At 60.4% G+C, this 20,171-nt stretch carries 22 protein-coding genes; 13 read left to right on the forward strand and 9 right to left on the reverse strand.

All coding sequences use genetic code 11. From position 1 onward, the window contains the following. The first annotated feature begins 52 nt into the window (after positions 1-52). The 4 genes from tssF to ABLU95_RS25880 all read left to right on the forward strand — a co-directional run bounded on the left by tssF (position 53) and on the right by ABLU95_RS25880 (position 3,997). Positions 53-1,807, forward strand: coding sequence for a type VI secretion system baseplate subunit TssF (gene tssF, locus ABLU95_RS25865; protein WP_243805608.1), 1,755 nt, complete (start codon positions 53-55; stop codon positions 1,805-1,807). Then, on the forward strand, positions 1,771-2,856 hold the full coding sequence (gene tssG, locus ABLU95_RS25870; RefSeq protein WP_348880511.1) for a type VI secretion system baseplate subunit TssG: 1,086 nt from the start codon (positions 1,771-1,773) through the stop codon (positions 2,854-2,856). The genes tssF and tssG overlap by 37 nt, the downstream gene beginning before the upstream one ends. Continuing rightward, a complete protein-coding gene (gene tssJ, locus ABLU95_RS25875; RefSeq protein ID WP_065882168.1) occupies positions 2,834-3,376 on the forward strand; it encodes a type VI secretion system lipoprotein TssJ in 543 nt (180 codons plus the stop codon). The genes tssG and tssJ overlap by 23 nt, the downstream gene beginning before the upstream one ends. 126 nt (positions 3,377-3,502) lie before the next feature. Further along, entirely contained in the window at positions 3,503-3,997 is a 495-nt protein-coding gene (locus ABLU95_RS25880) for a hypothetical protein (protein WP_065805945.1), read from the forward strand. A 4-nt stretch (positions 3,998-4,001) separates the two neighbouring features. Here ABLU95_RS25880 and ABLU95_RS25885 read toward each other — a convergent pair whose 3' ends face one another. Beyond that, complete coding sequence (locus ABLU95_RS25885) at positions 4,002-4,757, reverse strand: SDR family oxidoreductase (protein ID WP_032452600.1); 756 nt, start codon at positions 4,755-4,757, stop codon at positions 4,002-4,004. 158 nt (positions 4,758-4,915) lie between these two features. On the opposite strand from ABLU95_RS25885, the gene ABLU95_RS25890 reads away from it, so the two are divergent. After that, positions 4,916-5,794 carry an AraC family transcriptional regulator gene (locus tag ABLU95_RS25890; protein WP_064154719.1) on the forward strand — a complete coding sequence of 293 codons (879 nt, stop codon included), beginning with the start codon at positions 4,916-4,918 and terminating at the stop codon, positions 5,792-5,794. Between the two features lie 50 nt (positions 5,795-5,844). On the opposite strand, the gene ABLU95_RS25895 is transcribed toward ABLU95_RS25890, so the two are convergent. Next, positions 5,845-6,051 carry a DUF1471 domain-containing protein gene (locus tag ABLU95_RS25895; protein ID WP_032452602.1) on the reverse strand — a complete coding sequence of 69 codons (207 nt, stop codon included), beginning with the start codon at positions 6,049-6,051 and terminating at the stop codon, positions 5,845-5,847. Positions 6,052-6,076: 25 nt separating this feature from the next. Continuing rightward, the gene (locus ABLU95_RS25900) at positions 6,077-7,006 is read right to left on the reverse strand and encodes an aromatic alcohol reductase (protein ID WP_243805613.1); all 930 of its coding nucleotides are present in this window, start codon (positions 7,004-7,006) and stop codon (positions 6,077-6,079) included. Positions 7,007-7,144: 138 nt separating this feature from the next. On the opposite strand from ABLU95_RS25900, the gene ABLU95_RS25905 reads away from it, so the two are divergent. Next, positions 7,145-8,050: a LysR family transcriptional regulator gene (locus tag ABLU95_RS25905; protein ID WP_065882180.1), complete on the forward strand. Its 906-nt coding sequence runs from the start codon at positions 7,145-7,147 to the stop codon at positions 8,048-8,050. A gap of 21 nt (positions 8,051-8,071) precedes the next feature. Here the strand turns inward: ABLU95_RS25905 and ABLU95_RS25910 are convergent, their stop codons facing one another. Continuing rightward, on the reverse strand, positions 8,072-8,995 hold the full coding sequence (locus ABLU95_RS25910; protein ID WP_087827675.1) for a LysR family transcriptional regulator: 924 nt from the start codon (positions 8,993-8,995) through the stop codon (positions 8,072-8,074). Between the two features lie 87 nt (positions 8,996-9,082). Here ABLU95_RS25910 and ABLU95_RS25915 point away from each other — a divergent pair, with 87 nt between their 5' ends. The 3 genes from ABLU95_RS25915 to ABLU95_RS25925 all read left to right on the forward strand — a co-directional run bounded on the left by ABLU95_RS25915 (position 9,083) and on the right by ABLU95_RS25925 (position 11,422). Then, a complete protein-coding gene (locus ABLU95_RS25915; RefSeq protein ID WP_348880512.1) occupies positions 9,083-9,946 on the forward strand; it encodes an MBL fold metallo-hydrolase in 864 nt (287 codons plus the stop codon). After that, positions 9,946-10,857 (forward strand): NmrA/HSCARG family protein, encoded by a 912-nt coding sequence (locus ABLU95_RS25920; RefSeq protein WP_348880513.1) that lies wholly within the window; start codon positions 9,946-9,948, stop codon positions 10,855-10,857. Before ABLU95_RS25915 ends, ABLU95_RS25920 begins: the two co-directional genes overlap by 1 nt. Positions 10,858-11,032: 175 nt before the next feature. Beyond that, entirely contained in the window at positions 11,033-11,422 is a 390-nt protein-coding gene (locus tag ABLU95_RS25925) for a hypothetical protein (protein ID WP_348880514.1), read from the forward strand. 19 nt (positions 11,423-11,441) lie between these two features. On the opposite strand, the gene ABLU95_RS25930 is transcribed toward ABLU95_RS25925, so the two are convergent. Then, positions 11,442-12,617 (reverse strand): aminotransferase class I/II-fold pyridoxal phosphate-dependent enzyme, encoded by a 1,176-nt coding sequence (locus ABLU95_RS25930; RefSeq protein WP_348880515.1) that lies wholly within the window; start codon positions 12,615-12,617, stop codon positions 11,442-11,444. Positions 12,618-12,837: 220 nt separating this feature from the next. On the opposite strand from ABLU95_RS25930, the gene ABLU95_RS25935 reads away from it, so the two are divergent. Genes ABLU95_RS25935 through ABLU95_RS25945 form a run of 3 tightly spaced genes read left to right on the forward strand, consistent with a single transcriptional unit; the run spans position 12,838 to position 15,324 of the window. After that, complete coding sequence (locus ABLU95_RS25935) at positions 12,838-13,641, forward strand: MetQ/NlpA family ABC transporter substrate-binding protein (RefSeq protein WP_048334944.1); 804 nt, start codon at positions 12,838-12,840, stop codon at positions 13,639-13,641. 8 nt (positions 13,642-13,649) lie between these two features. Next, positions 13,650-14,663: an ATP-binding cassette domain-containing protein gene (locus tag ABLU95_RS25940; protein ID WP_243805617.1), complete on the forward strand. Its 1,014-nt coding sequence runs from the start codon at positions 13,650-13,652 to the stop codon at positions 14,661-14,663. Then, complete coding sequence (locus ABLU95_RS25945; protein WP_044522560.1) at positions 14,656-15,324, forward strand: methionine ABC transporter permease; 669 nt, start codon at positions 14,656-14,658, stop codon at positions 15,322-15,324. Before ABLU95_RS25940 ends, ABLU95_RS25945 begins: the two co-directional genes overlap by 8 nt. A gap of 44 nt (positions 15,325-15,368) precedes the next feature. On the opposite strand, the gene ABLU95_RS25950 is transcribed toward ABLU95_RS25945, so the two are convergent. From ABLU95_RS25950 to ABLU95_RS25960, 3 genes are all read right to left on the reverse strand, one after another. Beyond that, the gene (locus ABLU95_RS25950) at positions 15,369-16,568 is read right to left on the reverse strand and encodes an amino acid aminotransferase (protein ID WP_065882194.1); all 1,200 of its coding nucleotides are present in this window, start codon (positions 16,566-16,568) and stop codon (positions 15,369-15,371) included. Positions 16,569-16,606: 38 nt separating this feature from the next. Further along, complete coding sequence (locus ABLU95_RS25955; protein ID WP_004176405.1) at positions 16,607-17,221, reverse strand: YitT family protein; 615 nt, start codon at positions 17,219-17,221, stop codon at positions 16,607-16,609. A 251-nt stretch (positions 17,222-17,472) separates the two neighbouring features. Further along, positions 17,473-17,952, reverse strand: coding sequence for an Lrp/AsnC family transcriptional regulator (locus tag ABLU95_RS25960; RefSeq protein WP_023289419.1), 480 nt, complete (start codon positions 17,950-17,952; stop codon positions 17,473-17,475). 334 nt (positions 17,953-18,286) lie between these two features. Between ABLU95_RS25960 and ABLU95_RS25965 the strand changes: the two genes are divergently transcribed. Then, positions 18,287-19,666 (forward strand): amino acid permease, encoded by a 1,380-nt coding sequence (locus ABLU95_RS25965; RefSeq protein ID WP_348880516.1) that lies wholly within the window; start codon positions 18,287-18,289, stop codon positions 19,664-19,666. 273 nt (positions 19,667-19,939) lie between these two features. Here ABLU95_RS25965 and ABLU95_RS25970 read toward each other — a convergent pair whose 3' ends face one another. Next, on the reverse strand, positions 19,940-20,134 hold the full coding sequence (locus tag ABLU95_RS25970; RefSeq protein WP_004203980.1) for a hypothetical protein: 195 nt from the start codon (positions 20,132-20,134) through the stop codon (positions 19,940-19,942). Positions 20,135-20,171: the final 37 nt, after the last annotated feature.

A 20,171-nucleotide genomic window follows, 5' to 3' on the forward strand; every position in this document is an offset into this window, starting at 1 on the left:
TGCATCTGCTGTCTTCTGCATATCTGAAAGCTATTACTTCTTCTGGTGACTTATGGACGATTTAACCCTGCGTTATTACGACGCTGAAATGCGCTACCTGCTGGAAGCGGGTGAAGAGTTTGCCCGCGCTCATCCTGAGCAGGCGGCAATGCTCAATCTTGACAAAGCGGGCGCCCGCGACCCCTTTGTCGAGCGTCTGTTTGAAGGTTTTGCCTTCCTGATGGGCCGCATGCGCCAGAAGCTTGATGACGACCTGCCCGAACTCACCGAAGGCGTGGTCAGTCTGCTGTGGCCACATTATTTACGTACCATTCCTTCCCTGTCGGTCGTGGAATTCACCCCCGACTGGCAGGAAATGAAAGAGCCGATGACGATGGCCAAAGGCTTTGAAGTGCTTTCCCGGCCGATCGGTGAAAAGGGCACGCGCTGTCGGTACACCACCACCAAAGCGATCGCTCTGCAGCCGTTGTCCCTGGAGCGCGCTCAGCTGACCACCGATACGGATGGCCGGTCGGTGATCACGCTGCGCTTTAACTGCAGCAGCCTGACGGACTGGCGCCGGATCGATCTCAGCCATATCCCGCTCTACTGCAACGCCGATGCGCCGCTGGCCTGCGCCATGCACGAGGCTTTTACCCTCAATGTGGCCAGGATGTGGCTGCGCGTACCCGGTGAGGAGGACAGAAAGCCGCTGGACGGGTATTTCAGCGCGCTGGGATTTGGCGAGGATGACGGCCTCTGGCCCGAAGATGGCCGCAGTTTTCGCGGCTACCAGCTGCTGCTGGAGTATTTTACCTTCCGTGAAAAGTTCATGTTCATCGACCTGCGCGGGCTGGAGACGGTGGCTTTCCCGGCCGGGATGGCGTGGTTTGAGATCGACGTCGTGCTGGCGGAACGCTGGGAACATGACTTCCGCTTCAGCGAAAAGCAGCTGCGCCTGCACTGCGTACCGGCGATAAACCTGTTCCCGCTGGAGTCCGATCCGCTGACCATCAATTCCCTGCAGACAGAATACCTGCTGCGCCCACTGCGCGTGCAGGACGGCCACACTGAAATTTACACCGTCGATTCCGTGATCTCCTCGAGCCAACAGGCTTACGCGCCGTTCTCAAGCTTTCGTCACAAAGGCGGCATGATGCGTCATGACGCGCCTGATTATTACTATCATACCCGGGTGCGCCGTGGCCCCTCCGGGTTGCATAACACCTGGCTTATCGTCGGCGGGGAAGCCTTTGACAATCATACCGTACCGGAAGATGAAAGCCTGTCGCTCACCCTCACCGGAACCAACGGCCAGCTTCCGCGTCGTGCGCTGCAGAGCACCGTGCTCGATACGGTGATGAAAACCACCTCGGCCAGCGTCGCGGTTCGTAACCTCTGCGCGCCGACGCTCCCGTGCTATCCCCCTGCCCAGGATCGTTTTCACTGGCGGGTGCTGAGCCATCTGGGCAGCAGTTTTCTTTCCCTGATGGACAACGCTGAAGTCCTGCGCGGCACCCTGGCGCTGTATGAATGGACCGACAGCGAGATGAATCGTCGGCGTCTGGAAGCCATCCTCGACGTGAAGCACCGCGCAACAGAGCGCTTTGCACAGGGCCATCTGGTGCGCGGCGTGCAGATTGAAGTCACCCTCGACAGCCACGGCTTTGCCGGACGAGGCGATATATGCCTGTTTGGCGAGATGCTCAGCCGCTTCTTTGCGCTCTACACCGATATCTACTTGTTCAACCGCCTGATTATCATTCTGCAACCAACCGGAGAACGACTGGAATGGGAAGAGAAGCACAGCCGACGCATTCCCGGCTGATGCCGCGTCTGGAGGCCGACCTGCCGCGGATCAATTTTTACCGCTTTTGTCAGCTTCTGGAACGACAGCACCCCGATAAACCGCTGATGGGGGCGACCAGCCATCCGGCTGACGATCCGGTACGTTTTTATCCGCATCCGGGGATGGGATTCCCCGCCAGCGAACTCAGAGCCGTGGAATACGATGAGGCCAATGACAGCGGGCCGCCGGTCATTCGCACCACCTTTATGGGCTTGTACGGTGTCGATTCGCCGCTCCCGACGGCCTGGCTCGATGATATCGCCCAGCGCAGGGAAGGGCATGAAGCGCTGCAGGGGTTGCTGGATATCTTCAGTCACCGGATTATCACGCAGTATTACCGCCTCTGGCGGAAATACTGCTGGCCCGCCACCTTTGAGCCCGGCGGTACCGACCGCCTGTCACAGTCGTTGCTGGGTCTGGCGGGGCTGGGCATCCCCGGCACGACGCGGCATATCGCCTCGCCAGCGTCGCGCTTTCTGGCGCTGACTGGCGTGCTGCGTCAGCCGGGCAAAACTCAGCAGGGGATCCAGGCGCTGGTCACGCTGCTGGCCCCGAAGACCACCGTCAGGGTGAGCCCTTACTGCCTGCGTCCGGTGGCGGTCAGCCAGCCGCTGGGCTTTTACGGCGATGACGACTTCTTACTGGACGGAAATACCCCGCTGGGTGACGAAGCGATGGACAGCAGTAGCCAGCTCCTCGTCGCCCTTATCACCGATAATCCCGAGGAGGCGCAGGGCTGGAAGCCTGATGGCCCGCTGTTTCGGGACTTTCTCATCCTGCTGCGGGTGTATCTGGGCTGGCGATTCCGGGCCAGAATCACCCTGACCGCGCCGACCCGACTGCTGACTGTCCCGCCGCTGGGGGACGGACCGTTCTGGCTTGGTATGAACGGCGTGCTGGGCGCTGGAGAGGGTGAGAGTCAGGATGATATCCCACAGACATTTACCACCGAACTGGGCACCTATACCGGCCTGCAGCCTGCCACCTCATCGCAAGGAAACCGACGTGTTACGTATAAGTTTAATTAAAACCGCCTGCCTGCTGTCCCTGCTAGCGCTTTGCCTGAGCGGATGCGGGCTCACCCAGCGCGTCACGGAGGGAACAAAATCCGCCTTCAACGCCGTTTTTTATAAGCAAATTAATACGCTGCATCTGGATTTTACGGCGCGCGAAGCGCTCAACACCGATGCCAGAGAGAATCACTCGCTCTCCGAACCGGTGGTGGTGCGCATCTATCAGCTTAAAGATCGCCGGACCTTTGACCGGCTGGTTTACCAGCAGCTGCTGGAGGAGGGGGATATTCTGCTCGCCGCCGATCTCCTCGCCAGTCGCGACGTAGTGATCAACCCCGGAGGGGACGCCAGTCTCAATATGCCGCTGGAAACGCAGGCGAAGTTCGTGGCGGTTGTCGGCCTGTTCCGCCATCCGGATACAGAAAGAAATACCTGGAAGCAGGTGCTGGCGCGTGAGGAACTGGATCCTGACAAGCCACGCATTTTTACCGCCGAAACTAACCAGCTAAGGCTCAGGCCTGAAGCGGCGAAGTAACGTCGAAAACAAATTTCTGCGGCGGGTCCATCGTGGCGATTGGCCCGTAATCTTCGTTAACCAGCGAACTGGCGGTAACCATCCTCATCCAGCCTCACCGGTTTCATCACAGCACAGGGAGATAACGTGACAGCGAGGGAGCGTTTTTTTAAGAAACTACAGCACCAGCAAAATCCGCCGCGGACAACCACCTTCGATGGGGCGGCCGCCGCGGATATCGCCATGTTTCGCCAGCAGATGGCGGCGCTCGCCCGGCAGGTGAATCAGTGGTTTGACGGAACGGGCATCGAGGTGGTGGTTTCGACCCGCCACCTCCACGATCTGAGCACCCTTGGCTACAGCCTCAATAGCGGCATCTGCCGCTACGATATCCCCACTCTCCGCCTGCAAAACGGCGAGCGCAGCGTCAATATCGTGCCGCAGCAGCTGTGGGATGGCGTGGAAAAGGGGGTCGTGACCCTGAGCCTTGAGACACCTGGCGGGGCGGGCTCCCGGGAGGTGTTTTATCTGAGCCTGGCCCCGGACGGCGGCTGGTTGATCCGTCAGGCGCGCCAGTCCCCGGAGGCGCGACAGATTCTCACCGAAGACCGCTTTTTTATGGCGATCGACAGCCTGGCCTGACTGGTCAGATGGTCTGTCCGCCCGATACCTCGATCCGCTGGGCGGTCACCCAGCGGTTATCGTCGCGCAGCAGGCTGGCGATCATCGGCCCAATATCCTCGGGAACGCCCACCCGTCCCAGCGCCGTCATCGCGGCAAACTGCGCGTTAACCCCCGCGTCGTCCCGCACCAGTCCGCCGCCAAAGTCGGTGGCGATAGCGCCGGGGGCGACGGTATTGACGGTGATGCCGCGCCCGCCCAGCTCGCGGGCCATGTATACGCTCAGCATCTCCACAGCCGCTTTGGCCGCGGCGTAGGCGGAGAAGCCAGGATAAGAGACGCGGGTCAGTCCGGAGGAGAAGTTAACGATCCGTCCGCCGTCAGCCAGCAGCGGCAGCAGGGTTTGAACGAGGAAAAACACCCCCTTAACGTGGACGTTAAACAGCCCGTCGAACTGCGCCTCGCGCGTTTCGGCCAGCGGGGCAAATTCGCCGTGTCCCGCGTTATTGATCAGATGGTCGAAGGTGTCCCGTCCCCAGACGCTGCCCAGCGCAGCGCGCAGGCTGTCGGCGAAGGCCGGAAAGCTGGCGGTCTGCGCCATATCCAGCGGCAGGGCGATGGCCTTGCGGCCGAGAGCGTGAATGTCGGCCACCACCGCTTCCGCCTGTTCAATATTGCCGCGGCAGGTGACGATGACGTCCCCACCCTGGCGGGCGATATCCAGTGCGGTCTGACGGCCAAGGCCGCGGTTAGCGCCGGTGATAAGTGCAATCTTAGTCATGTTCGATCCTCTCTGGTGTGTGGAGTCCTTACAATAGGGGGTGCCTACCAGACCGGGTTGCCCAATCCTTGTTATTTTTTGCCCATTCCTCTCAATACCCTCTCTTCTGGTGGGAAATAGCGCATACTGAGGCTTTAAAACTTGCCTGAAAGGATCTTATGCGCGACGAACTCTTCGCTCTCTGCCGCCGGTATGCCGATGCTCATGTCGATAGCAGCGGGGTGGCGGTTACCCCGGTTCCCGGCATCACTCTGGTGCGGGCCCTGCACCCCGGCGATCTGCAGGCGGCCATCGCCAGGCCGCTGGTGGCCATGCTGCTGCAGGGGCGCAAAAGCGTGACCACCGGCCTGGCAAGTTTCGACTATGGTCCGGGGGAGGCGATGGTGATCGCCGCGGATGTCCCCACCACCAGCCAGATCACCGAGGCCAGTCAGCGTTTTCCCTATTACGCGCTGGTGCTGGAGCTGGATCTGGCTATCCTGCGCGAGCTGCAGGAGGTGGGACCGTCAGGGGCGGATGAGGCGCCCCGCGTCGGTATCGAACCGATGAATGCCGACGTGACGGACGCCGCTTATCGGCTGGCAAGACTGTTTGATCAACCGGGGGCGCTGGCGGTGTTAGGCGAAGGGCTGCGGCGGGAACTGCATTACTGGCTATTGCAGAGTGTTCACGGGGCGGCCATCCGGGCGCTGGGCGTCGCAGACAGCCATTCTGCTCGGATCCGCCGGGCGGTGGCGGTGCTGCGCCGGGATTTTATGCAGCCAGTCAGCGTCGACGCGCTGGCCGACGCTGCCGGGATGAGCGTTTCGGTCTTTCACCGTCATTTCCGCGCCATGACCACCTTGTCGCCGCTGCAGTTTCAGAAGCAGTTGCGCCTGATCCACGCCCGCCGCCTGATGCTGGCGGAAGGGATGAGCATTGCGCAGGCGGCCGGCGAAGTGGGCTATATCAGCGTGTCGCAGTTCACCCGGGAATACGCTCGCCTGTACGGCGCGCCGCCGGGCCGCGACCGTCGACGGGAAAGAATGAGCGCCTGATCTGGCGCGCGGGCTGGCGGCGGCTCCTCCCTGAGCTGGATAGCGGTGGTTCAGTTATCGAGTGTCGCCGTGATGTGCACTTTGTTACCCATTCGCGCCTCAATGATCCGATAGGCGGTTGCGCCCTCGCGGGCGGCCTGCTGGCGAATTTTGCTTTCCGCGTGATCCAGGGTATCGCCGGTGGCGGTGAGGGTCCTGGCGTTGACCGCCAGCGGCAGCAGGCAACTCAATACGATCAGTGGAATCAGCTTGTTCATCGTCATTCTGTCCTGTGAGAGAAAATCAGCGCGCGGCCTGCAGCCAGCCGGCAATGTCCTGGGTCGGCAGATGGTGGCGGGTATTCCAGGTGTCGCCCATCGGCCACCACACGCCATCCCCCCGGGCGAAGGCGGCGCGATAGCGCAGCATGGCGTTATCCGGGTCTGTCCGCAGCTGGTCCAGCAGGGCGGGCAGGGTGTGAACGGCTTTGCTGAACGTCTGCTGCGTCACGCGCTCCACGGTGTCCGCCAGCTGCCGGTAAGAGGTCGTTTCGCCGGCAACAAACGTCACCTCGTTGACGATCCGCGGCTGATGCAGATAAATCGCGGTGGTCAGGCGGCCAATATCCGCCGGCGAGGTGACGGTCACCTGGGTGTCCCAGCTGCCAAGGGCGTGAAGGGTTCGGCTGGATAAATTCACCACATCGAAGTCTGGCTCGAAGAGAAAGCTGGTAAACATGCCGGTGGAGACAATGACCCACTCCGTGGCCTGCTGCGCGCGCAGCAGGGTCCGGACATCATACTGCTCGTCCCAGACCGGCTGGCCGCTGTCTTTGCCGACCACATCGTAATTGACGCCAAACTGCCAGGGAAAATAGCGGGGCACTCCGGCGGCCAGCACCGCGCGGGTAATTTTCAGCTGCGTCCCCGGACCGGCGACAAAGCCCATGCAGTTAATCACGGTGCTGTACCCGCGAAAAGCCCTGGTCAGGGTCTCCAGTGAACGACCGGCGATGTCGACGGCGATAAAGTCGGCCCCGGCGTCGGCCAGCGCCCGGTGGCTTGCCGAACGCAGCTGGCCGGTTTCATCCCAGGCCGCCGGCGAGACGATCACCGAGACCGCGCCCTGGCGCTGGATCACCGCTGGCACCAGCGCATCCAGTACGGCGGCTCCCAGTTGTCCCGCTCCCAGAACTAATACCTTTTCCTCAAGATTAATATCATCAGTTTTCATTTTAACTCCTTGCTCAGTTAAGCCTTATATTCACTGGCTACATGCTCAGTGTAGGGGGGAGGGCATCATTCGATAAGAACAGGATTTCGGGTTAGACTGTTCGTCATAATGGGATAATAACCACCGGGGGAGCACAAAATGGACAGACTGGATGCCATGCAGTTGTATGTTGCGGTTGTGGATGCCCACAGCTTCGCCCGGGCGGCGGAGGCGCTGGGGCAGCCGCGCTCAACGGTGTCGCGGGTAGTGAAGGAGCTGGAAGCCTGGCTTGGGGCGCAGCTTCTTCAGCGCACCACCCGCAAGCTCAGCGTGACGGCGGAGGGGCGTCGGTATTACGAGGAGTGTAAACGGCTGCTGGCCGAAATGACGGCGATGGAAGCCTCCTTTCCCGGCCGCTCGGCCCAGCCCGCCGGGCGGTTCAAGGTGGGGATGCCGCAATCTCTCGCCCGGCACTGCGTTTTGCCGAGGATCGGCGAGTTTCTGCAGCAGTATCCCGACCTGGAGCTGATCCTCTGCTCAAGCGACAACGTGGAAGATATCATCCAGGAGGGATTCGACTGCGTGATCCGTACCGGGCAAATCGAAGATTCCACCACCCTGGTGGCGCGCCCTCTGGCCCGCTACCGCTGGATGGTCCTCGCCTCGCCGGCCTGGATAGCGGCCCACGGCCGGCCGCAGAGCATTGACGATCTGCACCAGCACCGGGCGGTGGGATACCTGAACCACCGTACCGGGCGGACCATCGACTGGCTTTTCTCCCTCGATGACGGCGACTGCGCGATCCGCATGCAGGAGACGCTGGTGGTCGACGATACCGATGCCTATATCCAGGCCGGCGTTCAGGGGCTGGGCCTGATCCGCGTCGCCAGCTATCTGGCGCAACCCTGGCTGCAGAGCGGCGCGCTGGTCGCCTGTCTGGAGCAGGCCGCGGCTGATCTTCCCCTGTCGCTGGTCTATCCGCAAAACCGCTATCTGCCGCCGGCGGTGCGCGCGTTTTACGACTGGAGCAGGCGCGTTCTGCAACCCCCGCTCAGCGAGGCCTGATGACGGTGGTATTCGCTACCGCTATGGTCCGCGCATGGCCTGTTTTATCCTCTCTATCAGCCAGTTCAGCGCCGGATCCTGCGCCCGGCGTTTGTGGCGCAGTATACACAGGGTAAATTCCGGGTAGGCCACCGGCGGAGCGTCCGCGCGCAGCGCATACTGCGCCTGCCAGCGTTGCGCCAGCCCCTGGGGGACGGTGGCGAAGAGCGGCAGGGTGGTCAGCAGGAGGGGAAAGGTGGAGAAATTCTGCGTGGCGAAGCGCACGCGCCGCGCGAGTCCCTGACTGGCGAGCTGGCGATCTATTTCCCCGTGGCCGGTTTCGCGATAGGCCACCATCACATGTTCCCAGGCGACGAAATCGCCCACCGACAACGGCCCGCGGCAGGGGATCTGCTGCGGCGACCACAGGGTGGTCACCCCCATGCTCATCACCGGTTCGCTGACGATCTCCCCGCGGCTCTGCTTGTTGAGGGACACCGCGACATCAATGCGATCCGCCTCCAGCAGCTGGCGTACCTGGAAGGGGTCGGCGGCGAGTGTCTGGAGCGACACCCCGGGCGCCTCCTGCATCAGTCCGGGTAACAGCTGGGGCATCAGCCAGTGTTCGCTCCAGTCGCTGAGACCGACGCGGAAAAGCTGCTGCGCGCTGGCGGGGGAAAACTCCCCGGCGCCAAACATTGCCGAATGCAGGTGTTCCATCAGCGGCTGCAGCTCGGTCATCAGCGCTTGCGCCCGCGGGGTCGGCAGCATGCCTCTGGCGCTGCGCACGAACAGCGGATCGTCAAACATCTCGCGCAGCCGTTTCAGCGCCCCGCTGATGGCGGGTTGGCCAAGATGCAGCGCCTCTGCGGTGCGGGTAACGCTGGCTTCGCGGTACAGCACCATCAAGACCGTCAACAAATTCAGATCGATACGACTAAAATCATTTTCAATGATTTTCTTCATTATGATAATCAATTTGAATGTGGGTTATCCCGGCAGCATAGTGAATATCACCCCGGTAAATCAACCAGCGCAATGCGCGCGGAGGGAGTGATGCAAACTTACCAGACAGGCGACAGCCTGATATTCAAAGTGCCGGAGCGCGAGATTAGCCTGCAGTCGGCGGCGCTCTATCCCGCGGCGTTCCCTGTGACGGAGGCGGACGCCGATAATCAGCCAATCGCGCTGTCAATCCACAGCTGGGTGGTACAGACTCCCCACGATCTGAGCGTTATCGATACCGCCACCGGCAATGGTCGGGAGCGCGGCGGCAATCCGCTCTATCATCAACTTAATACGCCCTATCTGGAGAATCTCCGCGCCGCGGGAGTGAACCCGGAGGAGGTGACCCTGGTGCTACTGACCCACCTGCACACCGACCATGTCGGATGGAATACCGTCTGGCGGGACGATCGCTGGGCGCCGCTGTTTCCCAACGCGCGCTACCTGTGTTCGGCAAAAGAGCTCACGCGGGTGAAGAACAGCGAACGCTACCGGGCGCTGTGGCTCGACAGCCTGCTGCCGGTGATCGAGGCTGGCCAGCTGGAGACCGTGGATGTGGCGGCCAGGCCGCTGGTCGGCGGACGGATCGCCTTTATCCCTACCCCCGGCCACAGTGCGGACCATGCCGCGCTGATCCTCTCCTCTGGCGATGACTACGCCTGTTTCTCCGGCGATCTTCTTCATTCCCCGCGCCAGTTTACCCATCCGCACTGGAGCTCGGCGTTCTGCGGCGATCCCCGGCAGGCGGAACGCTCGCGACGCGAGATGATGGCGTGGTGCGCAAGCCATCATGCCCAATGGTTCACCGGGCATTTCGCCGGACCCTCCTGCGGTTGGCTGGAGGAGGACAGGCCAGGGGAGTATCGCTGGCGAGACGCCGGACAACGATCTGCTGACAAGGGGGAACGCTGATGAATAATGCCAAGAGCGTATTGGTTTTTGGCGCCACCGGCCAGCAGGGCGGCTCGGTGGCGCGGGCGCTGCTGCACCGCGGCTGGCGGGTGCGGGCGCTGGTCAGGGATCCTTTCTCCGCCGGGGCCGCTGCGCTGGCGGCGCGGGGAGCGGAGCTGGTCGTGGGCGCCTTTGAAGACCGGGCGGCAATGCGGGCGGCGATGGCCGGGGTCGACGGCGTCTTCAGCGTGCAGCCCAGCTCGCCGGGCGGGACGGTAACCGATGAGCAGGAGGTGCGCTACGGGATAACCATCGCCGACCTTGCCGTCGAGTGCGGGGTGAAGCATCTGGTGTACAGCTCCGGCAGCGCGGCGGGGGAGACGCCGACCGGCGTAGCGCATTATGACACCAAAGCGGCGATTGAGCGGCATATCCACCGCCTGCCGCTGGCGGCGACCATCGTGCGGCCCGCCACCTTTATGGAGCTGCTGGTGATGCCCGGTTTTGGCCTTGATGAAGGTCATTTTCACTTTTTTATGCTGCCGGAGGGGAGGATGCAGGTGCTGGCAGTGGAGGATATCGGCCAGCTTGTCGCAGCGATTTTTGCCGCGCCGGCGCGGTTTGCCGGCAAGACGTTCGAGATCGCCAGCGACAGCGTGACTGGTCGTCAGCTGGAGGCGTTATTCTCCGCGGCGGCGGGACGGCCGATCCCCTATTCGCGATTTTCCGACGAGGTGCTGGCCGCCAGCCCTTTTCTGCACAAGCTGACCGGGCTGGTGGACGACGGGCGGCTGGCGGGGCACGCCGACCTCGACGCCCTGCGCCAGCTGCACCCGCAGCTGCACACCTTCGCCGGCTGGCTGGCGGGCCCCGGCCGTCCCGCCTTCGAGCGGGCGCTGGCCAGCGGGACCCGCTGGGCGTTTAATCGTTAAAGACGACTATATCCTTCCCGCCGGCGTCTCGGTATCAGGCCCGGCGGATGAGCTGCGCAGGGAAGGCCTGCAGGTCGTTAAGACAACGCACGAGGAGTCTGAGTGTAAATTATTTTGCGGATTTTGCTGGCAACGATAGGTGAAAGTGAACGTCCAGAATTTTCAGCCGCTTAGAATGGAGGAAACTCTCTGGGATCGCCTGAATAATGACAATTTACCTATGGGCTTCGGCCTGCCTGTTAAGCATGACCTGTGCCGTACGGCGGCGGAATTTAAAACCATCGAGGCCGATCTGCTGGCCTCCAACCGGCTGTTCTGTATGACCGGCTATGACCATAAGCCGATCGGCGTGGCCTGGGAGAGCGTCAAATCCAGCCGCTATCAGCCGCAGTCGGATGGCGACCGTATTTTCAGCGACACCGTCTCCCGGCGCTTTCTGGAAGAGGAGAATAAGACCGCCTTTTACAATGGCGCCAAATATCGCGTACTGGGTAAACCCGCCAGCGCCTGCTATGACTATTCCGCCGCGCGTATTCAACGCATGGCGGGCTACCTGAAGGTGTAACGACTCCGCGAGGCAGGCGCTAAAACAGCGCCAGCCGGGCGAGACGGTCCAGCGCCTTGCTCAGCCCGTCGTCCCCAGCCGTCAGACTGATGCGAATAAACCCTTCCCCCCCATCGCCAAAACCAGTGCCTGGCGCCACCAGAATATGCGCCTCCTGCAGCAGCAGGCGGGCAAACTCCTGTGAACGGTACCCGGGCGGCACGCTCAGCCAGAGGAAGAAAGTACCTTGTGCGGCACGAACCGGCCAGCGCAGTGCGGCCAGTCGACGCAGAACCCACTCCCGGCGCTGATGATACACCGCCGTCAGCTGCGCAATCCGTTCTGCCGGCAGGCTGAGCGCGGCGATCGCCGCATCCTGAATGGCGCCAAACACCGTGCTGTAGCTGTGGGTGTGCAGTTTTTTAAACGCCCGGATAATCGAGGCGTTGCCGACCGCGAAGCCGAAGCGCCAGCCGGCCATATTAAAGGTCTTGGAGAAGGTGTAGGTCTCCACTCCCCACGCTTTCGCGTCGGGCTGGGAGAAAAGGCTCAGCGGCGCATCGCTGGCCGCGCTGCCGATGGCCGCATAGGCAAAATCATGCAGGATCGGCACCTGGTGACGGCGGGCAAACTGCAGGGCGCTGGCGAACAGCGCCGGCGTGGCGAGCGCGCCGGTGGGGTTATGTGGATAGTTAAGCACCACCAGCCCGGCCTTGTCAGCCACCTCCCGAGGGAGGTCGTTAAAATCCGGCAGGAACTGATTCTCAGCCCTGAGCGGCAGGCCATAAAACGCCGCCTGGGACTGCAGCGCCGCTGAGCGGTAAATGGGATAGCAGGGATCGGTGGAGATGAGGTATTGTCCGGGACGGAGCAGCGCCCGCGGGATGCCGCCAATACCGATATGCGAGCCCTGAAATACCGCGACTTCGCTGTGCGGATCGATTTCCACATCATACTGGCGGCGATAAAAAAGGGCGATCGCTTCGCGGACCTGCGGCTTGCCCCAGAACGACGGGTAGCCATGGTTTTCACGACGATGAATGGCGCTCTGCAGCGAGTCAATCACTTCCGGCGGAGTGGGCTGATCCGGACTGCCGCTGGAGAGGTCGATCAACGGCAGCGCGTCGGTGTTGACCTCCGCGGCCAGTTTTTCCAGCAGGCTGAACAGATTCTCTTCCAGGGCGTTCACCAGCGGTGAAGCAGCGAAATCAGGCATAATTTTCCCGGTTTACGTTATCAATAATCTGCCATCTTTAAGGGATTTATTGCGCCTGGCTAAATAACAATATATGCAAAGGATTATTGTTTTTAGGATATGTCGGGATGGCAAAAGTTTATGAGGAATAAGCAAAAGGAAATCCGGCGTTCTGGCTTACAACCCGCTTTCGGCTGTGATTTAATCGCTCAATATCGCCAACCTTCCTGGAAAATACCTTATGAACAAGTCAGTTGCGCTCGGAATGACGCTCGCCCTGTTATCCGCTACCTCCTTTTACGCCACCGCCGATCAAATTATTCGTATCGGCTTTAACCCCGGGCCGTATAAAGAGCAGTTTGAAAAAGGGGTCGCCCCCTATTTATTGAGTAAAGGATATAAAATCGAATATAAAGATTTCAGCGACGGTATTCAGGTCAATGACGCGGTAGCTCGCGGCGATATCGAAGCGAATATTATGCAGCATCCGGTATACCTGAAAGCGATCAATGAGCGACTGGGGATCGATAACGTCGGCATTGTGCAGGTACCCACGCCGCCGATGGGTCTGTACGGCGGCAAGCTGACGACCTTGGGCACCCCGGCAGCTGGCACGGTGGTGTCGGTGCCAAACCAGCCGTCGAACGAATATCGCGCGGTTCTGGTGCTGGAAAGTCTCGGCTGGGTGAAGATTAAACCGGACAGCGATCCCGCCACCTTTTCGCAGCGTAATATCGTTGCCAACCCCTATAACATCGTGCTTAAGGAGATGGACAATGCCCAGCAGGTTCGCGCGCTGCCGGACGTCGACTATGGCCTGATTCAGGGCAATTTCGCCGTCTCCAGCGGCATGGCGCTTACCTCGGCATTAAAGCTGGAAGCCGCCACCAGCCATTTTATTAACGTTGTGACCGTTGCCGGTAAAAATCAGAAGGCGCAGTTTGCCAAAGATATCATCGACGGCTATCACTCTGCCGATTTCAAAAAATATATTCTCAGCCATCCGCAGTATGATGGTTACCTGCTGCCTGATTATTTAAAATGAATAACGCGATGATAGAATTTCGCCATGTCAGTAAAACCTTTAACAGAAAAGGGCATCCGGTTCTGGCCCTGCAGGATATTAATCTCAGTATCGGCCGGGGCGATATTTTCGGCATTATTGGCTATAGCGGCGCAGGAAAAAGCACCTTATTGCGGCTGATTAATCGTCTGGAAACGCCGGGTGAGGGCGAGGTGGTGTTGAACGGTGAGTCGCTCCAGGACTGCAGCGGCCAGCGCCTGCAGGCGATCAAAAAAGATATCGGCATGATCTTTCAGAATTTTAATCTGCTGAATTCGAAAACGGTATTTCATAACATCGCTATCCCGCTTATTTTGCAGGGACGCGACAAGGCCTTTATCCAGGCGCGGGTTGCGGAGCTGCTGGCGTTTGTCGACCTGAGCGACAAAATGCACAGTTACCCGAATGAGCTGTCGGGAGGGCAAAAGCAGCGGGTCGGTATCGCCCGGGCGCTGGCCACCAACCCGTCGGTGCTGCTGTGCGATGAAGCCACCTCGGCGCTCGACCCCCATACTACGGTACAGATCTTATTGCTGCTGCAGGAGATTAATCGCCGCTATGGCATCACCATTGTGCTGATTACGCATGAAATGTCAGTGATCCAGACAATCTGTCACAAGGTGGCGGTGATGCAGGCCGGGCGCATTGTTGAGCAGGGGACGGTTTTCGATCTCTTTGCCCAGCCGCAGCATCCGGTCACCGCCAGTTTTGTGCAGTCGGTGGTGCACGATCGTCTGCCGCAGCGGGTGGCGTCGCTCCTGCAACGCGACAACGGCGCCCGGGCTTTACGCCTCGAATTTATCGGCGCGACGGCCCGGCAGCCGATCATTAACCGCCTGATCCGCGAGTATGCTGTCGAGGTGAATATCCTGTTTGCCAGCATGTCCGAAGTTCAGGGCCGGATACTGGGATTTATGATTGTGCAACTCCTCGGCGAGCCTGACGAAACCGAACGCGCCATCACCCATCTGGCCGACGCAGGAGTGAAAATCATCCATGTTTGATCTAATTGATACCGCCATTACCGGCGAGCAGTTTCTGCTGGCGCTGCATGATACCCTGATTATGGTCGCCATCTCACTGGGCTTTGGCGCGCTGCTTGGCGTCCCGCTGGGAATTGTGTTGGTGGTTTGCCGTCCTGGCGGCATCGTGGCCAACCCGGTGGTGCATCAGGCGCTGAATCCGCTGATTAACGTGCTGCGCTCGCTGCCGTTTATCATTTTGCTGATTGTGATCCTGCCCTTCACCAGGCTGCTGGTGGGCACGACTATCGGCACCGCGGGGGCCATCGTGCCGCTGATCGTTTTTGTCGCCCCCTATATTGCCCGGCTGGTGGAGAGCTCGCTGCTGGAGGTGGATGAGGGGATCCTTGAGGCCGCAGACGCCATGGGCGCTACCCCTCTGCAGACCGTCTGGCATTTCATGCTGCCGGAGGCGGCGGCGTCGTTGATTCTGGCCCTTACCACCGCGACCATCGGTCTGCTTGGCGCGACCGCCATGGCGGGAACGGTGGGCGGCGGCGGGATCGGCGACCTGGCGATCACCTACGGCTATCAGCGTTTCGACGCCTTTGCCACCCTCACCACCGCCCTGGTGCTGATTGTTATTGTCCAGCTTATTCAGACGCTGGGCACCCGCCTGGCTCGCCGACTGCGTCGCGAATAACTGCTATACCGCGCCGGGGTTGCCCCGGCCAGCGGGAAAGCGGATCAGCGTGCGCAGACCGCGGCGAAGGCGCTGGCTACCCGCGCAATATTGCCGTGGTTGAGCCCGGCCACGCAGACGCGACCGCTGGCAATCAGATAGATGCCATGCTCTTCACGCAGAACGTCTACCTGATCGACGCTAAAGCCGGTGTAACTGAACATGCCGCGCTGGGTCAGCAGATAGGAAAAATCCACCGCCGGCAGGGCTGCCTGCAGAGCCTTCACCAGCGCGACGCGCATGGCGCTGATGCGGGTGCGCATGGCCTCCACTTCCCCCTGCCACAGGGCATTCAGCTCGGGATCGTTGAGCACCTGCGACACCACCTGGGCGCCAAACCCCGGCGGGCTGGAGTAGTTGCGGCGCACGGTGGCTTTCAACTGGCCCAGCACGCGCCCGGCGGCATCGGCGTTGTCACAGACCACCGACAGGCCGCCGACACGCTCGCCGTACAGTGAAAAAATCTTCGAGAACGAGTTGCTGACCAGCGCCGTCAGTCCGGCGCTGGCGATGGCGCGTATGGCATAGGCATCTTCATCCAGCCCGCGGCCAAAACCCTGGTAGGCAATATCGAGGAACGGGATCAGCTCCCGGGCGATCAACACCTCAATCACCCGATCCCACTGCTCGGGGGCGAGATCGGCCCCGGTCGGATTATGGCAGCAAGGATGGAGCAGCACGATGCTGCGCGGCGGGAGCTGCTGGAGGGCGGCAAGCATAGCGGGGAAATTGACCCCACGGGTGGCGCTGTCGAACCAGGGATAGGTATGCACCTCGAAACCCGCCCCGGCAAAGATGGCCACATGGTTCTCCCAGGTTGGATCGCTGACCCAGACCGCGGAGTCGGGGAAGTAGCGCTTGAGGAAATCAGCACCCACCTTCAGCGCGCCGGAACCGCCCAGCGTCTGGATGGTGGCGATGCGTCCGGCACGCAACGCCGGATGATGTTCGCCAAACAGCAGCGTCTGGACCGCGCGGCGATAGGGAGCCAGTCCCTCCATCGGCAGATAGAGGCTGGCCTTGTGCAACTGGCTCTGCAGCCGGTCAGCGGCCTGACGGACCGCCTCCAGCTGAGGAATGATGGCCTGCTCGTTATAGTACAGCCCGATGCTAAGGTTAACTTTGTCTGCCCGGGGATCCTGTTGAAAGGCCTCCATCAGCGACAGGATAGGATCGCCCGCGTAGGCGTCAACGTTCTGGAACACAGTGGTTACTCCTGAAATGACCGTTAAAGGTGAAGCCATTACACCGCGTAGCGTCCTGGGCGGTGGTTCATGGCGATAATCGAATTCAAAATCACGGCGCCGAGGACAGAGACCAGCAGCATCGGCAGGCTAACCACCCACAGCGAGGCGGTGACGATGCAGGCGTCCACCACCATCTGGAATTTACCGGCGCGGATGCCGCTTTTATCCTGCAGATAGAGGGCCAGAATATTGACGCCGCCGAGGCTCGCTTTATGGCGGAACAGCACCACAAAGCCGATACCAACCATGATGTTGCCGAAGAGGGTGGCGTAATAGGGGTTCAGGCGATCGACATGGATAAAGTAGCCGTGCAGGTCGGAGAACAGCGACACCAGTCCGACCGCGCAGAAGGTTTTCAGCGTGAAGGCGGCGCCCATCCGCCGGACGGAGAGCCAGTAGAAGGGCAGGTTAATGGCGAAGAAAACCACGCCGAACGGCAGGTGGGTGGCGTAGTGGATCAGAAAGGCCATGCCTGCCGTCCCGCCGGTCAGGGCGCCGGCCTGGCGAAACAGGATAATGCCAAAGGAGATCATCAGCGTGCCGAACAGCAGCGCCAGGGCATCCTCCAGCCAGGTGTGGGTCAGTTTTTCAGGGGAAAGGACGTTATCCATAAATAAGCACTATCTTTTCGTTAACAAGGATAAGCTCTTGTTTGCAAAAATCGCACCAGAGGAGCGTGCCCGGGCGATTGGTTGCGGAAAAAATAGCCGTGGTTTAGCCTAACCTGTTGTTCTGTCGGAAAGAGAAAATCGCACGGGTCGTGCGCATAATGGTTATGAAATGCGTAAGTTGTGCGAATTTACTGCTTATCACGCATTGACTGGCCCCGCATCTGCACCAGCGCAGGGCACTGTGCTCCGGTTCAGCGCAGCGAGGGCGTGCCCGGCATCAGCTGGCCGTTCTCCTTCAGGCGGTTGAGCACGACGGCGGTTTTCAGATGAGCCACCCCTTTATTTTGCGCCAGAATATGGCTGATCAAATGGCTCAGTCCGGGCAGGTCCGGGACCGTTACCCGCAGCAGATAATCGGCGTCGCCGGTGGTTTTCCAGGCGTCCAGAATGGCGTCCACTTCACTGAGCATCTGATGAAAGCTCTCCACGCATTGTGGGGTGTGATTCAGCAGGCGCACCTCAATCAGGCCAAGCATCTCCTGCCCGGCGGCATCCGGCGCCAGACGCGCATGGTAGCCGAGGATAAGCTGCGCCTGTTCAAGGGCGATACGGCGGCGCGAACACTGGGAAGCGGACAGGCCGATAAGCTCGCTAAGCTCCTGATTGGTCAAACGGCCATTGGCCTGCAGCAGGGTAAGAATTTTCAGATCATAGTCGTCGATGTTGTACATAGTGGCCACTAGCGGAACGTAAAAGTGGCTACCAGCCTAACAGTTTTTTGCCTGGCGTGAAGCCTGACCCGACGGCGGCAAACCGGATGCACCAAAACGGGTCAGCATCATGCATTAAGCCACTTGTTTTCTCATGATCTGTGCGTCATCTGGCCAATTTTCGCGCGTTATGCGCCAGGTCAGCGGCGCGATGACCAGCTTTCAGAACGAACTGGAAAATAATATTTCAATATCATTCAATGGATTAGTTTTGGTCTGACGCTCCGCGACGATCCACTGGCCTGAAAGTTGCTACCGGCGAAAGTGACTTTTTACAGACAGGGGCAGGTCAGAGATGACAACGCAGCAAGAGCATCAGTTAAAGCGCGGGTTGAAAAACCGCCATATCCAGTTGATCGCCCTCGGGGGGGCGGTCGGCACCGGACTGTTTTTAGGTATCGCGCAAACGATCCGTATGGCAGGCCCCTCGGTCCTGCTGGGGTACGCCATCGCCGGGGTTATCGCCTTCTTTATCATGCGTCAGCTTGGCGAAATGGTGGTAGAGGAGCCGGTGGCGGGGTCGTTCAGCCATTTCGCCAACCGCTACTGGGGGCCCTTCGCCGGGTTTATGTCCGGCTGGAATTACTGGGTGTTGTACGTGCTGGTAAGCATGGCGGAGCTGACGGCGGTGGGGATCTATATTCAGTACTGGTGGCCGGAGGTACCCACCTGGCTGTCGGCGGCAATCTTCTTCGTGGCGATCAACGCCATCAACCTGACGCACGTCAAAGTGTATGGCGAGCTGGAGTTCTGGTTCTCGATTGTCAAAGTGGCCGCCATCATCAGCATGATCGCCTTTGGCTGCTATCTGTTATTTAGCGGTCACGGCGGGCCGGCGGCGACGGTGGCCAACCTGTGGCAGGACGGGGGATTTTTCCCTAACGGTATCACGGGCTTAGTGATGGCCATGGCGGTGATCATGTTCTCCTTCGGCGGGCTTGAGCTGGTGGGGATCACCGCGGCGGAAGCCGACGAACCGCATAAAACCATTCCCAAAGCCACCAACCAGGTGATCTACCGTATTCTGCTTTTTTATGTGGGGTCGCTGGCGGTCTTGCTGTCACTCTACCCGTGGCGGAACGTCGTGGAAGGGGGAAGCCCCTTTGTGCTGATCTTTCACGCCATTGACAGCAATATTGTGGCCAACGCCCTCAATCTGGTGGTGCTTACCGCCGCGCTGTCGGTCTACAACAGCTGCGTCTATTGCAACAGCCGGATGCTGTTCGGCCTGGCTCAGCAGGGCAACGCCCCGCGCGCGCTGCTGCGGGTGAACCACCGCGGGATCCCGTTGACCGCCCTGGCGGTGTCCGCCGTCGCCACGGCGCTTTGCGTGGTGATTAACTATGTGATGCCCGGGAAAGCCTTTGCCCTGCTGATGGCCCTGGTGGTGGCCGCCCTGGTCATCAACTGGGCGATGATCTGCATCACTCATCTTAAGTTCCGCCGCGCCATGCAGCGGGCCGGGAAGGTAACGGCTTTCCAGAGTTTCGCCTATCCCCTGACAAACTGGCTGTGTCTGCTGTTTCTCGCCGGGATCCTCGTGGTGATGTATCTGACCCCGGACATCCGCATCTCCGTCTGCCTGATCCCGGTATGGCTGCTGATCCTTGCCGCAGGCTATCTGCTGCGCAGGAAAAGCGCGCCGGAGCCGGTGGCGGCGCTGGAGGAGCGGTAGTCGCCGACGCCCTGCCTGGCGGCAGGGCGATATTGTTTCGACTAAAAATCACGGGGAAATAGATAATTACGATAAATGACATCTCACGTTATCGGTCTGGAAATTGACAAAAGCGTGGGGCAGACAGCCTGGGGTTCTGGCTGGTCGTTATCCTGTTTATCGCCGGTGGGGAAGGAGAGCCGCCAGCGGGAATGAGGGCCGTGGCGGCGGAAGGGGGGAGATCAACGGCAGGCGCGTCGGCCTGGCCTTCGGTATACCGCAACAGGCTGCCTGTTAATCCACGTTAGTAAAATAATCGCGCGCGGCGGTCTCGACGCGCTTCGCGTCCAGCCCGGTCTTCTCAGTGATCTGCTCGATAAACGGTTTAAATTTTTCGTCCATCACGTTCCCTCCTTCCCAGTGGGCGACGTAGAATTTGCACTGATAGCGATAAAAATGGAGAGTGGTATCTCCTAACGTGTAGTACATGAGCTTCTCCTGTCCGGTATTGCGGTCACCGCGTCCA

The organism is Klebsiella sp. GG_Kp146, from assembly GCF_040061975.1.
Taxonomy (GTDB): domain Bacteria; phylum Pseudomonadota; class Gammaproteobacteria; order Enterobacterales; family Enterobacteriaceae; genus Klebsiella; species Klebsiella quasipneumoniae.

Excerpts from the sequence above, each read along its gene's own strand:
- tssF (WP_243805608.1), top strand. The coding sequence starts at position 53 with ATGGACGATTTAACCCTGCGTTATTACGACGCTGAAATGCGCTACCTG.
- tssG (WP_348880511.1), top strand. The coding sequence starts at position 1,771 with ATGGGAAGAGAAGCACAGCCGACGCATTCCCGGCTGATGCCGCGTCTG.
- ABLU95_RS25885 (WP_032452600.1), bottom strand. The coding sequence starts at position 4,757 with ATGACTAAGATTGCACTTATCACCGGCGCTAACCGCGGCCTTGGCCGT.
- ABLU95_RS25890 (WP_064154719.1), top strand. The coding sequence starts at position 4,916 with ATGCGCGACGAACTCTTCGCTCTCTGCCGCCGGTATGCCGATGCTCAT.
- ABLU95_RS25895 (WP_032452602.1), bottom strand. The coding sequence starts at position 6,051 with ATGAACAAGCTGATTCCACTGATCGTATTGAGTTGCCTGCTGCCGCTG.
- ABLU95_RS25900 (WP_243805613.1), bottom strand. The coding sequence starts at position 7,006 with ATGAAAACTGATGATATTAATCTTGAGGAAAAGGTATTAGTTCTGGGA.
- ABLU95_RS25905 (WP_065882180.1), top strand. The coding sequence starts at position 7,145 with ATGGACAGACTGGATGCCATGCAGTTGTATGTTGCGGTTGTGGATGCC.
- ABLU95_RS25910 (WP_087827675.1), bottom strand. The coding sequence starts at position 8,995 with ATGAAGAAAATCATTGAAAATGATTTTAGTCGTATCGATCTGAATTTG.
- ABLU95_RS25920 (WP_348880513.1), top strand. The coding sequence starts at position 9,946 with ATGAATAATGCCAAGAGCGTATTGGTTTTTGGCGCCACCGGCCAGCAG.
- ABLU95_RS25925 (WP_348880514.1), top strand. The coding sequence starts at position 11,033 with ATGGAGGAAACTCTCTGGGATCGCCTGAATAATGACAATTTACCTATG.
- ABLU95_RS25930 (WP_348880515.1), bottom strand. The coding sequence starts at position 12,617 with ATGCCTGATTTCGCTGCTTCACCGCTGGTGAACGCCCTGGAAGAGAAT.
- ABLU95_RS25935 (WP_048334944.1), top strand. The coding sequence starts at position 12,838 with ATGAACAAGTCAGTTGCGCTCGGAATGACGCTCGCCCTGTTATCCGCT.
- ABLU95_RS25940 (WP_243805617.1), top strand. The coding sequence starts at position 13,650 with ATGATAGAATTTCGCCATGTCAGTAAAACCTTTAACAGAAAAGGGCAT.
- ABLU95_RS25945 (WP_044522560.1), top strand. The coding sequence starts at position 14,656 with ATGTTTGATCTAATTGATACCGCCATTACCGGCGAGCAGTTTCTGCTG.
- ABLU95_RS25955 (WP_004176405.1), bottom strand. The coding sequence starts at position 17,221 with ATGGATAACGTCCTTTCCCCTGAAAAACTGACCCACACCTGGCTGGAG.
- ABLU95_RS25960 (WP_023289419.1), bottom strand. The coding sequence starts at position 17,952 with ATGTACAACATCGACGACTATGATCTGAAAATTCTTACCCTGCTGCAG.
- ABLU95_RS25965 (WP_348880516.1), top strand. The coding sequence starts at position 18,287 with ATGACAACGCAGCAAGAGCATCAGTTAAAGCGCGGGTTGAAAAACCGC.
- ABLU95_RS25970 (WP_004203980.1), bottom strand. The coding sequence starts at position 20,134 with ATGTACTACACGTTAGGAGATACCACTCTCCATTTTTATCGCTATCAG.